Source organism: Hoeflea sp. CAU 1731 (assembly GCF_039888615.1).
Lineage (GTDB): Bacteria > Pseudomonadota > Alphaproteobacteria > Rhizobiales > Rhizobiaceae > Flavimaribacter.
On sequence record NZ_JBDQQS010000015.1, the window covers coordinates 20,067 to 35,625 of the forward strand.

Annotated in this window: 14 protein-coding genes; 8 read left to right on the plus strand and 6 right to left on the minus strand. The window is 60.4% G+C overall.

Annotated elements, in window-relative coordinates; translation table 11 throughout:
• Nucleotides 1-7 precede the first annotated feature (7 nt).
• Nucleotides 8-889, plus strand: a complete 882-nt coding sequence (locus AAFN47_RS21130) for an amidohydrolase family protein (RefSeq protein WP_499811244.1) — start codon at nucleotides 8-10, stop codon at nucleotides 887-889.
• 100 nt (nucleotides 890-989) lie between these two features.
• Nucleotides 990-1,673: a sulfotransferase gene (locus AAFN47_RS21135; RefSeq protein ID WP_499811245.1), complete on the plus strand. Its 684-nt coding sequence runs from the start codon at nucleotides 990-992 to the stop codon at nucleotides 1,671-1,673.
• Here AAFN47_RS21135 and AAFN47_RS21140 read toward each other — a convergent pair whose 3' ends face one another.
• On the minus strand, nucleotides 1,674-3,644 hold the full coding sequence (locus tag AAFN47_RS21140) for a glycosyltransferase (RefSeq protein ID WP_499811246.1): 1,971 nt from the start codon (nucleotides 3,642-3,644) through the stop codon (nucleotides 1,674-1,676).
• Nucleotides 3,645-3,885: 241 nt separating this feature from the next.
• On the opposite strand from AAFN47_RS21140, the gene AAFN47_RS21145 reads away from it, so the two are divergent.
• Nucleotides 3,886-5,547, plus strand: coding sequence for a sensor histidine kinase (locus AAFN47_RS21145; RefSeq protein ID WP_499811247.1), 1,662 nt, complete (start codon nucleotides 3,886-3,888; stop codon nucleotides 5,545-5,547).
• 5 nt (nucleotides 5,548-5,552) lie between these two features.
• Here AAFN47_RS21145 and AAFN47_RS21150 read toward each other — a convergent pair whose 3' ends face one another.
• Complete coding sequence (locus tag AAFN47_RS21150) at nucleotides 5,553-6,806, minus strand: cytochrome P450 (protein WP_499811248.1); 1,254 nt, start codon at nucleotides 6,804-6,806, stop codon at nucleotides 5,553-5,555.
• Nucleotides 6,807-7,058: 252 nt separating this feature from the next.
• Between AAFN47_RS21150 and cysG the strand changes: the two genes are divergently transcribed.
• From cysG to AAFN47_RS21170, 4 genes are read left to right on the plus strand one after another with little or no spacing between them, the layout of a single operon-like run.
• Nucleotides 7,059-8,477, plus strand: a complete 1,419-nt coding sequence (cysG, locus tag AAFN47_RS21155) for a siroheme synthase CysG (protein WP_499811344.1) — start codon at nucleotides 7,059-7,061, stop codon at nucleotides 8,475-8,477.
• Nucleotides 8,478-8,502: 25 nt separating this feature from the next.
• The gene (locus AAFN47_RS21160; RefSeq protein ID WP_499811249.1) at nucleotides 8,503-8,814 is read left to right on the plus strand and encodes a DUF2849 domain-containing protein; all 312 of its coding nucleotides are present in this window, start codon (nucleotides 8,503-8,505) and stop codon (nucleotides 8,812-8,814) included.
• A gap of 39 nt (nucleotides 8,815-8,853) precedes the next feature.
• Nucleotides 8,854-10,524: a nitrite/sulfite reductase gene (locus tag AAFN47_RS21165; protein ID WP_499811250.1), complete on the plus strand. Its 1,671-nt coding sequence runs from the start codon at nucleotides 8,854-8,856 to the stop codon at nucleotides 10,522-10,524.
• Nucleotides 10,524-11,063: a DUF934 domain-containing protein gene (locus AAFN47_RS21170; RefSeq protein ID WP_499811251.1), complete on the plus strand. Its 540-nt coding sequence runs from the start codon at nucleotides 10,524-10,526 to the stop codon at nucleotides 11,061-11,063. Before AAFN47_RS21165 ends, AAFN47_RS21170 begins: the two co-directional genes overlap by 1 nt.
• A 67-nt stretch (nucleotides 11,064-11,130) precedes the next feature.
• Here AAFN47_RS21170 and AAFN47_RS21175 read toward each other — a convergent pair whose 3' ends face one another.
• The 4 genes from AAFN47_RS21175 to AAFN47_RS21190 are packed head-to-tail and all read right to left on the minus strand — an operon-like array spanning nucleotide 11,131 to nucleotide 14,875.
• Complete coding sequence (locus AAFN47_RS21175; protein ID WP_499811252.1) at nucleotides 11,131-11,673, minus strand: NADPH-dependent FMN reductase; 543 nt, start codon at nucleotides 11,671-11,673, stop codon at nucleotides 11,131-11,133.
• Nucleotides 11,674-11,732: 59 nt separating this feature from the next.
• The gene (gene cysN, locus AAFN47_RS21180; protein WP_499811253.1) at nucleotides 11,733-13,205 is read right to left on the minus strand and encodes a sulfate adenylyltransferase subunit CysN; all 1,473 of its coding nucleotides are present in this window, start codon (nucleotides 13,203-13,205) and stop codon (nucleotides 11,733-11,735) included.
• Nucleotides 13,205-14,122, minus strand: coding sequence for a sulfate adenylyltransferase subunit CysD (gene cysD, locus AAFN47_RS21185; protein ID WP_499811254.1), 918 nt, complete (start codon nucleotides 14,120-14,122; stop codon nucleotides 13,205-13,207). Before cysD ends, cysN begins: the two co-directional genes overlap by 1 nt.
• A gap of 12 nt (nucleotides 14,123-14,134) precedes the next feature.
• Nucleotides 14,135-14,875: a phosphoadenylyl-sulfate reductase gene (locus tag AAFN47_RS21190; protein ID WP_499811255.1), complete on the minus strand. Its 741-nt coding sequence runs from the start codon at nucleotides 14,873-14,875 to the stop codon at nucleotides 14,135-14,137.
• 344 nt (nucleotides 14,876-15,219) lie between these two features.
• Here AAFN47_RS21190 and AAFN47_RS21195 point away from each other — a divergent pair, with 344 nt between their 5' ends.
• On the plus strand, nucleotides 15,220-15,432 hold the full coding sequence (locus tag AAFN47_RS21195; RefSeq protein WP_499811256.1) for a hypothetical protein: 213 nt from the start codon (nucleotides 15,220-15,222) through the stop codon (nucleotides 15,430-15,432).
• The last annotated feature ends 127 nt before the right edge of the window (nucleotides 15,433-15,559 follow it).

Sequence of the window (15,559 nt, forward strand, 5' to 3'; positions counted from 1 at the left end):
GTACTCCATGGACGTTATCGACAGCCACCATCATATTTGGCGCCAGGCCGACCTCAAATGGTTGCAGGGGCCGATGCAACCCCGCATCTTCGGCGACTACGAACCGATCCGCCGCGACTATCCCATAGAGGAATTCCTGGCGGACATTCGCTCCAGCAATGTCGTAAAGTCGGTGTATGTCCAGGCCAACTGGCCCAACGACCAGTTCGAGGACGAAGTCAGGTGGGTTCAGGAGACCGCAGACAGAACCGGTTGGCCGATGGGCATTGTCGGTTTTGCCGACATGACTGCGCCCGACGTCCGTCCGCAGCTCGAACGGTTGCGCGCCTACCCCGCCATGCGCGGCATCCGGCAACAGTTCCACTGGCACGAGAACCCGTTGTACCGTTTTGCCGCCAACCCTTCCCTGGCCGAAGATCCCGTCGTCCAGAACAATATCCGCAAGCTGGCGGATTATGCCTGGACCTTCGACCTGCAACTGTTTTCAGGACAGATGAAGCCGGCTGTGGCGCTTGTCGAAGCCTGTCCGGACGTCACCTTCATCCTTCAACATGCAGGCATGCATGAGGACCTGTCCGAAGAAGGCTGGGAGAAGTGGCGATCCGGCATGCAGGCCCTTGCGGAAAAGCCGAACATCGTCAGCAAGCTGTCGGGTTTCGGAACATTCGTCCACCGCGTGGATACGCGCCTGATCCGGCGGATCGTCAACGAAACCGTTGAGATGTTCGGCGCGTCCAGATGCATGTTCGGTTCAAATTTCCCGATCGAAAAGATCTGGGCTTCCTATGAATCGCTGGCGCAGGCGCATATCTCCGCAGCGCGCGTACTGGGCGATGCAGCGGTGAAGGATATCTTCCACGACACAGCGGCAAGAATCTACCGTATTTAGAGTTTCCATTGTCAAAATGTGACCTATGATTGCATTATCGAGCCATCTCCTTGTTCAATGGACATGGTTGACTGCGGTGGATTTTGCCGGAGATGTTTAATTGCAATACCTGTCAACGGGCCACTACAGCAGCCTGAAAGGCGCGATCTTCATCGTCTGCTACGGCCGATCGGGCTCGACCCTGTTGACGCGCCTGATCAACACCATACCGGGCGCATGCATTCGGGGCGAAAACGCCAATGCGCTGATGCATCTCTTTCGCGCCTACGAGGCGGCGCATCGAACGCGTTATACACAAGGAAAACCCGAACACGCGGACACCTCCCCGTGGTTTGGGGCCGACAAGGTCGCGCCGTCCGAGTTCGGCGACGCGCTCGTTGACTGTTTTGTCAGACAGATCCTGAAACCGGGGCCAACAGCGACATGGCTCGGCTTCAAGGAGATCCGCTATCACGAACTGGGCGACAGGCTCGCGGATTATCTTGATTTCCTGCAGCAATTCTTTCCGGATGCGCATTTCATCTTCAATCGCCGGTCCCACATCGATGTCGCCCGGTCGGGGTGGTTCGCGCAGAGACCGGAGGAGACGGTCGAGAACATCGTCGGTGAAATGGATGCGGCCTTTCTCGACTATCACGAAAAACATCCCGGCAATTCGAGGATAACGGACTACGAGGCTTTCTCTGAAGATCCGCGCTGCTTGAAACCGGTGTTCGACATGTTGGGCGAAGAACTCGATCTTCCTCGCTGCCGGGAAATCCTGAACGTCCGTCTGAAGCACTGATCAGCGGCCGGATTGTCGCATCTTCCTCGTCCAGCGTCGAAGCTCATTGCCAATGCGCGCGCCACTCATCATGACGCTATCCGTCTTGAAGCTCTTTCTGGCGGATCGCTCTTGCTGCCTGGCGAGCGCGCGCTTGGCCTGATTTTGTTCAAGGTCACGAATACGAAGATCCATGAGCATCGCGATCTCGACGGCGAGATCCCTGTCGAAACCGCCAAGCGCCTCAAGGAAGCGGCATTCATATGTCCGAAGCAGCGTGACGTCTTCCTCGCTCTGCAGCGGAACAAGCCCCGCAAGCTGCCCCGCGCAGCGCTTGTCTTCATCGTCCATGTGCGCAAGATACTGCGCATGAGTGGCGATGACTCTCTCCAGTGCGAGCGCCGGCTTCCGCCAGTCGCTATAAACCGGCATGGGCTGGTAGGCCTCCGGCGTCGGCAGAAAATGTCCGTTGGCGCCGTTTTCCAGATTGCGGTGAACCCACTCCAGTTCGGCGCCCGTATCAAGCGTTGTGTCGAAAGGCTGCAGGAAGGCCGATTTTCTGAATGCGAAGCAGGAAAACGGGCCCGGCGCTCCAAACAACGCGCGGGCCCGCATGGTCGACGGCGCCACGACTTGCGGCCCGTCCGGTCTGACCTTCATGGGCCTGTCCGAAAATGTGTCGAAACAGACACATCCCGAATGCGGATTCTGCGCAAAGTAGGACGCCGTCTGAGCGAAGCGGTCAACCAGACTGATATCACCGATTTCTGCGATCACGCAGACGTCGCTTTCGGCCCTAGCGATCGCAAGATCGAACGCCGCGCCCCGACCGACGCCAACGGTCCTGACAAGCTCAAGCCCGCCGTTTTCTTCAGACCAGAGATCCAGAAGGCGTTCGGCGGCGCCGTCGTCTGAGCCGTCATCCACGAAAACGATCCTGAATTTCCGCCAGGTTTGCAATGCAAGCATTCGGTGGTAGTCGTCGAGGACATCACGGGCGTTTCTTGCGACGGTCAGAACGGTGAGTTCCGGCGCATCGTCATTCGGAGGCGGGAAACACAGGGATTCGCGAAATTCAAACGCCTTCGACTGTCGCGTTGGCCGACGGTAAACGGAGAAAATCCGCTGGATAGCGGATTTGTCATAGCCGCAGAAACCGATATAGGCGTCGTTGCGATCATATAGCGCGCTTTTTGCCGCCGCCTGTTCGGAGGCGTCTGCGAAATCGTGGATCAGAAGCGCTTCGGGCGCATAGAGAAATCGCTCCGGACCGAAGAATCGCAACATGCGGGCGCAGAGCAACAACCCTTCATGTCCAACAAGCAGAGGATCGAAGCCGCCGAATTCCAGAAACAGATCCCGTCGCCATATCGAAATGCCTTCGGCTGATGGAATGGCGGGCCTGATGCGGCCGCCGAGATCGTAATTCTCGGCGGCCGATCCTCCGGGTGATTTCGGCATGATCCTGCCCCTGACCGCCACTGCGCCATACTGCGTGATGACCGATACAAGCGCTCCGATCGTATCCTTTGTGATTGCGCCGTCGTCATCGAGAAAAAGGACATACTCGCCGCGCGCCACTCGCGCTCCGATGTTCCGCCCTTGAGAGCACCCGACATTGAATGGCGCGTCGATCCGGACGTAGCAGTCCAGTCTGTCGGAAACGGTTATGCCCAGGGAAGGATTGCCGTTGTTGACGAAGACCAACTCACACTCCTGCGTTTTTGAAACGCTCGAAAGTGAGGAGACGAGCGCTGCAAAATCCTGACTGTGCTTGTAGTTGAGGACGACAATCGAAAATTCCGGATTTTCAGGCCCCGATTCACCGCTGATTCTGCATTGAGGAATCAGCTTTTCCGGGAACCCCTCCATTGCGTTGCGGGCGGCGGCGTGATTGCCGGCAAGAAATTGTTCTCCTGCTCGCCCGAACGCCTTTTCAAGTGCGGCGGATGACGGCGCATTCCCGTGAATCCCGCTGACGGTATCGTGCATGTAATCGGTCCCCACGTCTGGCGACAGCAAGCAGCGGCGCGTTCGACGATCGCCGCCGGCAATGTAACAAATTTTAATTTGCCCAAACAAAATATAGGCTATGAGAGGTAAGATATTCTTCGATTCAACGCAATGAAATGAACTTCGACAAACAGGGCGTCGCCTCTTTGGCCACAAAAAAAAGACAATATAATCAGCCGCTTGTATATTGTCTGGCTTGGCAATGTCACCAGGAGCCGGTGTGAGACTGTTTCCCAATGCGCCGATCGGCGCGTTTCTGGTGGCGATCGTTATCGCCGCCATCGCCCCGATTCTCATATTTGTCGTCCTTGTGCTCCAGCAACTTGAAGATGGGCAGCAGGAGGCGCTGGAGCGCCGGGCGCTTCGGGACGCCCGCAGTCTGGCGTCGTCCACCAACCAGCTCCTGAGAGATATGGCGGCCAATATCCGGCTCGTCGCGTCCGATCCTGAACTTGAGGCGGGAGACCTGCAAAATTTTCATAGCAGGACGCAATCGGCTCTCAGACACAGTTCTCTCTTTGTCATACTTGTCGAGGAGGATGGCCAGCAGCTCCTCAACACGCGCGTGCCTTTCGGAGCGCCGCTTGGTCCGATATCGCACATGAAGTCGCTCGCAAGCGCTCTCGAAAGCCAACAGCTCACCGTGTCGGACGTATTCTTCGGTCAGACGAGCAAGCAATGGGTCTTCAACGTGCTTCTTCCGACGCCGCCTGAAACAAATTCGGGCGATGCGCTCATCATCACGCGCAACGCCGCCGAGGTTGCGTCGCTTATTTCCACGGACAGCCTTCCCGAAGGCTGGTCAGCTGCTATCCTCGATAGCGCAGGCAACGTTGTAGCGTCCATAGGACCTGACCAGGCGGACACCGGCGAAACCTTCGATGAACGGTTGCTGGACAGTTTTGAATCGTTCAGTGGCGTCACCCGGGTGACGATCGACGGAGAAAAACTGCTCAGCGGTTACACCAGACTACCTGGCTGGAGCTGGAACGCCGTCGCCTGGGGGCCGATCGGATCCGGACAGGAAGCAATCCGGGAAACCTGGCGCTCGCTGATTCTCGGCGGTCTGTTTCTCCTGGCGATCGCCGTTTTCGCCGCCTATTTGGTGGCAAGGCAGATCCGAAAGTCGATCATCGGCATCGCCGGCATGGCGAACGCGATGGGCGAAGGCAAGATCGTGGCGCCGATCAATACGCCTGTGCGCGAAATCGACACGGTCGCCAAGACGCTTTCAACAGCGTCTTTCGATCGCAGCCAGGCGGAAGACCAGATCAGGTTGATCATGCGCGAACTGGCGCATCGCACCAAAAACCAGCTCTCCCTCGTGCAGGCGGCGATCCGCCAGACCGCCCGCAACGCTGAAACGATCGCAGACTTCAACCGCAGCATCGATGCGCGCATATCCGGCCTTGGCCGTTCGGTCGATCTGCTGACGTCGGAACAATGGGCCGCCGTCCCGCTGGAAACGGTCATCCGCAGCCAGATGGAATTTTTTGGAGACATCACCGCGCGGCTCGACACCAGCGGCCAGACCGTGCTTCTGAAACCGGAAGCCACGCAAAATCTGGGATTAATTCTGCACGAACTTGCCACCAACGCCGTCAAATACGGCGCCTGGTCCGTTCCCACTGGCCGCGTGAGCATCGAATGGGATATCGCGCGCCATGCCGACAAGCCCGAAGATCTGGAAATCAGCTGGCTGGAAATCGGCGGACCGCCAGCCGTCGAACCAACGCGCAAGGGCTTCGGCTCCCAGGTTGTCGTGAGCCACGCCCAGGCTGTTTTCTGGGGCACGGTCACGACGCAATACGGCGAAAAGGGTTTCCGCTGGAAACTCGTCGCCCCCCTGGCGTCCTTCATCGGCTCCAAGGACGAAGAATAGGGTCTTCAGTCCAAAGCAAGCATGGGCAGGTAATCGAAGCCCCTGAACCGCGCCCGTTTCGACCGGGTCGCCGGCCGCTTTCTCCGCATATGCGGAAAGGCGGAGAAGATTTTCGACAGCGCAATACGGCCTTCGATACGGGCGACCGTCATTCCGGCGCACAGATGCGGACCGCCGGCAAAAGCGAAATGGGTGAACCGCCCACGGTCCAGACGAAAGCTGTCGGGATTTTCAAAAACCGCCGGGTCGCGGTTCGCCGCGCCAATGCACAACGTGATCTGTGTTCCCGCGTCAAACCGTTCGCCGTCGATCTCGAACGCCTCGACCGCGCGCCGGTTTCCAAGCTGATTGGGGCTTTCCAGCCGCAGGATCTCCTCGATGGCGGCCGGCCACAGCGACGGATCGGCATTCAGCGTCGCGGTTGTTTCGGGCATGTCGCAAAGCATGTTGACGCCGCTTGCAATCAGATTGGTCGTGGTTTCATGGCCGGCGTTGAGAATGAAAATGCAACTGTGCAGCAACTCCTCGTGCAACAGGCCGTCCTCTGCGTCGACGTCACGTATCAGCCGGCTCAGTATGTCGTCATCCGAAGGCGCCATTTCGGTGCGGCGGCGCGCAACAAGTTCTTTCAAATAAACGAGAAACTCCGCCACGGCGCGGTTGCCCCGGTCGAACTTCTCCTGCGGAATTTCAGGCTCGAGCGCGCCGAGGATAGCAAGCGACCAGCCGCGCAACGGCTCCCTTTCGTTGCGCGGCACGCACAGGAGATCGCTGATGATCTCGATCGGCAGATGGATGGCGAACTGGTCGACAGCGTCGAACCCGGATCCGGGCTCGATATCGGCAATCAGGCGGTCGACGATCCGTTCCACCTGCGGCTCCAGGGGTTTGAGGGCGCGCGGCGCAAGCGCCCCGACAATCGCGCGCCGCACTCGCGTGTGCAGAGGTGGATCGCTGAACACCAGGCTCGTCGTGTGGTGCTCGTACAGCAGGCTGTCTCCGAATTTCGGCTTGAACTCGATCTTCTTGTCTGACGAAAAGGTCTTCGTATCGCGATAGATCCTGTCCAGGTCCGCATGGCGCGTCAGCAGGATAGAGCCGTCCGGCATGCGCCGCACCGGCGTATCGCGCCGCATCCGGTGATAGAAGGGAAAGGGATTTGCGTAGAAAGCGTCCGGCAAACGTCGGAGATCGAAGCCGAGCAGCGTTTCCGGCGGCGCCGTCTCGATGCCGTCATAGGCGTCCAAAACAACAGACATGGCTTTCCTCCCCAAGCCTGTCTGGATGCCACGAAACCGCAAGATTGACAAGAATGGACCGGCGGCATCGGGCTTTCGGAACCTGCTGGTCGAATGACCCACAAACTGCTTCAGCGAGAGCAAAATAATACTCGCGGATCGATCAGGACAGCATTTCATTCCTTCAATCCGGAAGCCGGATTCATCACATTAGGGACAACAATGGCTCAAGGCCGCCCTGACCGGCGCCCACAGCCTGAAAAGGAACTGGTGATGGCCCGCAAGCTCTCGACATTTCCGGCGTTCTTCAACGTAGCCGGACAGAAGGTTGCAATTTTCGGCAATGGCGACGAAGCCTTTGCGAAAACGCGGCTTCTCGCCAACACCGCCGCCGATATCGTCGTTTATGGCGACGCCCTCGAAGCGTCTTTCGAAAAATGGATCGGTCAGAGAAACATCAGGCGCGTCGCCGCTGCTTACTCCATCGATTTCCTGCAGGATTCGACGCTCGTCTTCGCCGCCACCGGAGACGCTGCACTGGACGCGCGCATCGTCACGGACGCCCGCCGCCTCAAGATTCCCGCCAATGCTGTCGATCAGCCTGAGTATTGCGATTTCCTGACGCCCGCTCTCGTCAACAGGGCTCCGGTGTCCGTCGCCATCGGAACGGAAGGCGCAGGCCCGGTGCTTGCCCAGATCATCCGCGCGCGTATCGACCGCATGCTGGCGCCCTCGCTCGGGCAACTCGCCACACTTGCCGAATCCTATCGCGGCATCGTCGAACAGACCTTGCCGCGCGGCGCCGTCCGCCGCGATTTCTGGCGACGGTTTTTCTCCGGACCGGTAAGCGAACAGGTCGACAATAGCGACCTGCCGGCGGCGCGCCAGGCCGCCAACACGCTGCTGTCGAACACCGGTCGCAATTCGGGCCATGTCTGGCTGGTCGGCGCCGGGCCGGGCGCCGAGGACCTGCTCACGCTGCGCGCCCAGCGGGTTCTGATGGAAGCCGACGCCATCCTTTACGATGCGCTCGTTCCGGAAGAAATCGTCGACATGGGCCGCCGCGACGCCGAGCGGATCTCCGTCGGCAAGCGCAAGGGCTGTCACTCAAAGACACAGAACGAGATCAATGACCTGATCGTCGATATGGCGCGGAGCGGGAAGCGCATCGTTCGTCTGAAATCCGGCGATCCGCTGATCTACGGCCGTGCGGCGGAAGAAATGGCCGCTTTGCGAGACGCAGGCATTGGCTACGAGATTGTGCCGGGCATCACGTCCGCCTTCGCGGCCGCCGCCGATTTCGAGCTGCCTCTGACCCTGCGCGGCGTCGCCTCTTCTCTGGTCTTCACCACGGGCCACGACCTTAACAGCGAGGTGCTGCCCGACTGGGCGCGGCTCGCCGTCTCGGGCGCGACCGTCGCCGTCTATATGGGTCGCACGGTCGCGGCCTCCGTCGCCGAGAGGCTGGCGGCCGCCGGTCTTTCCAGCGATACGGCCGTCGCGATTGTCGAGAACGCCAGTCAGGACAACAGGCGCCTGATGCATGCGACGCTGAAGGAGCTGCCGCTGATCGAGACGCTCGACGACCTGACAGGCCCCGTCATGGTGATCATCGGCGACGCGGTCGCCGGCGCCAATTTTGAAAAATCGACCCCACTGGTCGCGCTGGTTCCGGAAACGGCGGCGGCCTGAGGCAGATGAAAGCAGGAGTATCGACATGATGAAAGTACTCACAGCAAACCGCCTTGGCGACGGAATCGCCGTTTGGCTTGACGCTAATGGACGTTGGCTGGAACAGATAGACCATGCCCTGATCGCCCGTCATGACGACGCAGTCGCCGCGCTGGAAATCGCGGGAAAGTCCGCCTTCAACAAGAACATCGTCGTCGATGTCGCGCTGATCGATGTCGAGGAGATTGACGGGGAAATCTATCCCGTAAGGCTCCGCGAACGCATCCGCGCGGCCGGTCCGACGGTTCGCGCGGATCTTGGAAAGCAGGCCGAGTTCCGCCCGGCTTCCGCCGCGTAAAATCCATTCGTCACGGACGCGCCGTCCGGGGAGTTTTTCATGTACCGCTACGATGAGTTCGACCATGATTTCGTTCAGCAGAGGGTCGCGCAATACAGCGACCAGGTCGAACGCCGCCTGTCCGGAGAAATCACGGAAGACGCCTTCAAGCCGCTCCGGCTGATGAATGGCGTCTACCTGCAGCTTCACGCCTACATGCTGCGCGTTGCGATCCCCTATGGCACGCTCAACAGCCGCCAGATGCGCAGGCTCGCGCGTATCGCCCGCGATTACGACAAGGGCTACGGCCACTTCACGACGCGCCAGAACATCCAGTACAACTGGCCGAAATTGTCCGACACGCCGAAGATCCTGGAAGAACTTGCCGAGGTCGAGATGCACGCCATCCAGACATCCGGCAACTGCATCCGAAATGTCTCTGCGGACCACTTCTCCGGCGCTGCGGCCGACGAGGTCGCCGACCCGCGGCCCTATGCGGAGATCCTGCGGCAGTGGTCGTCGAACCATCCGGAATATTCGTTTCTGCCGCGCAAATTCAAGATCGCCGTCACCGGCGCCGAGCGCGACCGCGCCGCAATCCAGGTCCACGATATCGGCCTGCATCTGAAGCGCGACGACAACGGCGCGCTGGGCTTCGCCGTCTATGTCGGCGGCGGCCAGGGCCGCACGCCGATGATCGCCAAGAAAATCCGCGACTTCCTGCCGGAAGAGCATCTGTTGTCCTATGTCACAGCCATCATGCGGGTCTACAATCTGCACGGCCGCCGCGACAACAAGTACAAGGCGCGCATCAAGATCCTGGTCCACGAGACCGGCACGGAAGAATTCGTCTCTCAGATCGAGGCGGAATGGGAAAAGCTGAAGGACTCCGAACTGAAGCTTCCCGAATCCGATCTTGCGGCTATCGCCAGCTATTTCCAGCCGCCGGAACTGCAGGACAGGCCGGAAGGCTGGTCGGGCCTTGCATCCGCCAAGAAGGCTGATCCCGGCTTTGCAGCCTGGGTGCATCAGAACGTGACGCCCCACCATCATCCCGATTACGGGGTCGTGACGATATCCCTGAAGCCGATCGGCGGCATTCCGGGTGACGCCAGCGACAGCCAGATGGAAGCGGTCGCCGATCTCGCCGAGCGCTTTGCCCATGACGAGATCCGCGTGTCGCATGAGCAGAACCTGGTTCTGCCGCATGTAGCCTTCGCCGACCTTGAGAAAGTCTATCGGGCGCTGCTGGACGTCGAACTGGCGACAGCCAACGCCGGTCTTGTCTCCGACATCATCGCCTGCCCGGGCCTGGACTACTGCGCGCTGGCCAACGCCCGTTCGATCAACGTCGCGCAGGATATCTCCAACCGCTTCGCCTCGCTGGAGCGGCAGCGCGACATTGGCGAGTTGAAGATCAAGATTTCCGGCTGCATCAACGCCTGCGGCCACCACCATGTCGGCCATATCGGCATTCTGGGCGTCGAGAAGAAAGGCGCGGAGCTCTACCAGATCACGCTTGGCGGGTCCGGCGATGAGAACACATCTATCGGCCAGATCATCGGCCGCGGCTTCGCACCCGACGAGATCACCAACGCGGTGGAAACAATCGTCGAGACCTATCTGGGCGTGCGCTTAAATGCGGATGAAAACTTCCTCGCCGCCTACCGGCGAGTCGGGCCGCAACCGTTCAAAGACGCCCTCTACGGCGAAACCTCGAAGGCAGCGTGATGACCGAGACGCTTTTTCCGGCTGAGACCAGACTGTGGACACAAGACGGTTTCGTCGAAGACGATCCATGGACAATCGTCACCGATGAAGAGACTACTGTCGACGGCAATGCGAAGCAGGTCCTGCCGCTGGCGACATATCTGGAGCTGGACGATGCGAGCCGGACCCGCGCCGTTGGCGTTCTGCTTGGCCCGGCCGACGACGTGATGGATCTTGAGCCGTTTCTCGACCGGCTCGATCTGATCGCCGTCACCTTTCCCGCATTCAATGACGGCAGGGCGTTCTCCCAAGCCTCCCTGCTGCGGTCACGCCTTGGTTTTCAGGGCGATGTCCGCGCCACCGGCGATGTGCTGATCGACCAGGTTCCACTCATGCTGCGTTGCGGTGTAGCGAGCTTTGCAGTGACGAACCCGACCGCGCTGAAACGCCTTGCCGAGGGGCGGCTGCCGGGTATCGACGCCTACTATCAGCCCGCCGCCGCCCCCGCGAAGTCCGCCGGAAAATACAGCTGGCGCCGAGCGCCGGGCGCTGCGGCCTGATGTTTAAGGCCAACCGAACCCGTGTTCGGCTGGCGACAGCAAGACCCGTCGCTCAAAATTCCCGTTTTCACATCTCGCCCTGCGACGATTCCACGTAGGCGGCGAAACGTTTTACGTAATCGCGCAGCGCCGTTGCTCCTTCCGCAGAGGATAATTCGGACCTTATTTCGCCAGGCGATTTCGACATCAGCGGTCGGCTCAGGAAGATATCCGGATTGAACCGGGACGAGACGGTAGCCAAAACCGTGCGCAGCGAGGCGAGCATGTCGCCGCCGCGGTGCGAGGCGTGGGCAAGCACGATCGGCTTGCCGATCACCGCTTCGTCCGAGACGAGCCAGTCGATGGCGTTCTTCAGGCCGCCGGGAATGGCCCGCACATATTCCGGGCTGGAGACGATCAGCCCGTCGGCGCTGTCCACCGCTTCGACAAAACGCCGGACCGAATCCGGCGGTTGCGGCGTCTCAAGGTCCGGTGAAAAGATCGGTAGGTCGCCGATCTCGCGAAACAGGCTGATCTCGATGTTTTCTGGCGCGGCGCGGGAAATCGCTTCCAGCAACGCCGTATTGGTGGAGTCACTGCGAAGACTGCCGGAAATCGCCAGAAATTTCATGAACCGCATCCTCACTGCCCGCCTTGCGCTGCAGGCGCAAGACGGCCAGTAGGAATGATTCAGTCGAGCGTGTCCAGAACCGCCCGCGCTTCCTGCCCGCTGACGCGGCGAATTTCGATGTGGTCGCGAAGGGTCGCAAAGGCTTCGCTGGCGAGCAACTCGTCGGCGGTATCCGCCGGCAGGCTGATCAGCACACGGTCCTTGCCGCCAGAACCGATCCCGTCGATCCTGCCGCTCTTTGCCGTGATCATGCCGCCGGCGACCGTATTGTTGGTGTCCGGATCGATCAGGACAAAGGCGCCGGTCTCGCGATTGGCCTCGTAAGGATCGAATATCGCCGTCTCGTCGAAAGCCAGATGCACCTTCCCGATCGCGTTGAGCGGAAGGTTGTGGGTCTGGCTCCACTGCCCCGATTTGAGATCGAGAACGGATTGCGGTTCGACGCGCACGCGCTGACGGCGGCTGGAGGACTTGAGCCAATAGCGCTTGCCCGGCGCAATCGCGTCTTCAGACAACGCGACGAGCTTTGCATCGAAGGCAAGACCCGAAACCGGCGCCGCGTCGACCGAGGCGATCATGTCGCCGCGCGCCACGTCCACCGGCCGGTCAAGCACCAGCGTGATGGCGTCGCCGGCGACCGCCGCATTGCGCACCAGATCGAATGTCACGATCTGCCGGACATTGGCGACCGTGCCGGAAGGCAGGATGACGACGCTGTCACCGGGCTTCACCGATCCGCCGGCGACCGTGCCCTGATAGCCCCGGAAGCTCTCGTTCGGACGGCTCACGCGCTGCACCGGAAGACGGAAGCCGACAGCCTGAGCCGTTCTCTGCGTGGCGAGCTCCAGCGCCTCGATGAGCGGCGGACCCGAATACCAGGGCATCGATTGATGGCCGGAGTGAACGACGTTCTCTCCAAGCAAGGCCGATACGGGAATGGGCGTTACGTTGGTGACGCCGAGCGACAGCGCCAATTGCCGGAACTCCGCCGCGATATGCTCGAAAATCGATCTGTCGTAATCGACAAGGTCGATCTTGTTGACGGCGAGCACGAACTGGCGGATGCCCATCAGCGACGCAATCGTCGCGTGGCGACGGGTCTGTTCCAGAAGGCCGGCGCGCGCATCGACGAGCAGCACTGCGAGATCGGCGGTCGAAGCGCCGGTTGCCATGTTGCGCGTATACTGTTCGTGGCCGGGCGTGTCGGCGACGATGAAGGAACGCTTGTCGGTCGAGAAATAGCGGTAGGCGACGTCGATCGTGATGCCCTGCTCGCGTTCGGCCTGCAAACCATCCAGAAGCAGCGCGAAATCCGGCAGACCCAGTTCGTTCTGCTGGATGCTCTTTTGCCCTTTCAGCGCCGCCGCCTGGTCTTCCTTGACCGCCTTGGTGTCCCAGAGCAGGCGCCCGATCAGGGTCGACTTTCCGTCGTCGACGCTGCCGCAGGTGATCAGCCGCAGCGGCCGCGCATTGCGGATCGCAGCGTCCGTCTGGACCTGGCTGCGGACAGCTGTTTCAACATTGGCTGACATCAAAAATACCCTTCGCGTTTCTTTTTTTCCATGGAGCCCGCCTCGTCGCGGTCGATCGCCCGGCCCTGCCGTTCGGAGACAGTCGCCGTCTCCAGCTCCTCGATAATCTCGTCAAGCGTAGTCGCGCTGGAGCGGATTGCGCCCGTCAGCGGGAAGCAACCGAGCGTCCTGAAGCGGATTGTCTCCATTCGCCTGACCTCGCCCTGCAGCAATTCCAGACGCTTGTCTTCCGCCAGGATCAGCATGCCGTCGCGTTCGACGACCGGCCGTTCGGCGGCAAAATAGAGCGGCACGATGGGGATGTTCTCGGCCTGGATGTAGCGCCAGATATCCACCTCGGTCCAGTTGGAGAGCGGAAAGGCGCGCACGCTTTCGCCCTTGCGGATCATGCCGTTATAGATCGACCACAGTTCCGGCCGCTGGTTTCGCGGATCCCAGCGGTGATCCGGCGTGCGGAAGGAATAGATACGCTCCTTGGCGCGCGAGGCTTCCTCGTCGCGGCGCGCGCCGCCGAATGCCGCGTCATAATGGCCGGCGTCCAGTGCCTGGCGCAGCGCCTCGGTCTTCATGATATTGGTGTAGACGGACGAACCGTGCGTAAACGGCGTGACGTTTTCCAGGCTGCCGCGCGGGTTGGTGTGTGCCACCAGGTCCAGATCGAATTCGGCGACCATGCGGTCGCGAAAGGCGATCATTTCGGCGAACTTCCAGCCCGTGTCGACATGCAGCAGCGGAAACGGGATCGGGCCCGGATAGAAGGCCTTGCGTGCAAGGTGCAGCAGCACGGAAGAATCCTTGCCCACCGAATAGAGCATGACCGGCCGCTCGAACTCGCCGGCGACCTCCCTGAATATGTGGATGGCTTCGCTTTCCAGCGCCTTGAGGTTTGGATCAAGGGGCGGTTTGTTCTCAGTCATTCTGATGTTCCATTATTGAATTGCGGAAGCCGCCGGCTGGCTGCCATCGACATGAAGGCCGCATTCGCGTTTCTCGTCGTTTTCCCACCACCAGCGTCCGGCGCGCTCGTCCTCGCCGGGTTTGATGGCGCGCGTGCAGGGTTCGCAGCCGATCGAGGGATAGCCGCGCTCGTGTAGCGGATTGGTCGGCACGCGGTTGCCGGCGACGAAGCTGCGAACATCCTCGATGCTCCAGTCCGCCAGCGGATTGGCCTTTTCCAGTTTCCGGTTCTCGTCATATTCGATGAACGGAACCTCGGCGCGCGCGTTCGACTGCTGACGGCGCAGGCCGGTGATCCATAGATCCGCCCCCTCAAGCGCGCGCCCCAGCGGCTCGAGCTTGCGCACGCCGCAGCAGGCGTGGCGGGCGTCGACGCTCTCGTAGAACCCGTTAACGCCATACTGTTCGATATAGGCTGCAAGCTTTCCCGGATCGGGCGCAAACCGCTCGATCTCGATACCGTAACGGCGTTCCGTTTCCTCAATGAGCGCAAGCGTCTCGGGAAACAGGCGGCCTGTCTGAAGCGTGACGATGCGCACCTGCGGCGCGGCGTCGGCCAGCGCGGCCGTCAACACCTGGTCCTCGATGCCGAGACTCGTGGTGAAGACGGGATTGACCTTGTCCATGGTCATGACGCGGATCCGCTCGATCAGCGTCAGTTCTCCCAGATCGTCGGTCGGTGATTTCAGTAGAATGTTCGTTCCGGATTGCATCGGCTTTGAACTCCGGTTGCTGCTGGCTCCAAGACTGGACCACTTCTGGCTCCAGTTGAAACAACCGGGTTCTATATGTGCGCTGCTTGCGACAAAGAATTGTCGCCCGCGGGCGAAAAGGCGGAAAATGCGTTTTTTGTCGCCGCCGTCGCGGCTGATCTTTCCCTGTTCGCCGCCCATCGCGAAGGGTTTGAACCTGCCAACCGCACGATGCTCGCCAGAGTAGCATCTCAGCAATACTGTCATACAAAACAATAAATCTTTTACTCATCAATAATGCCTAATATGTAACAGATACAGCGCCTTAATAATAAATATTTGTACACAAATATTGCAGGCGGTAGTTGAGCAGATTGATTTCAAATAACGATAACTCAATAACGCCGCTCGCGCTGGGCTTCGACAATTCCGGCTACCAGCTTGGCGCCGGCCTCGAGTTCGGAGGCCCTGCGACGACGCTGTCCAGCTGGATCAACGGCAGCTACCGCGCGCCCTTCGACAGCGACAACGGCGTCGCCACCTGGGACGCAACCGCGGGAGTGAAAGTCGCTTTCTGAGGATTGCCGCCCGCAACCGGAGAGCGGGCGTCCTGTCAAATCTTGCAATGGGACGATGCATCCCCTTCCCATCGGGCGATCGGGTCTGTATGGAAACGCAGGCTCAACAGGCTCGGAGGCGGACTGC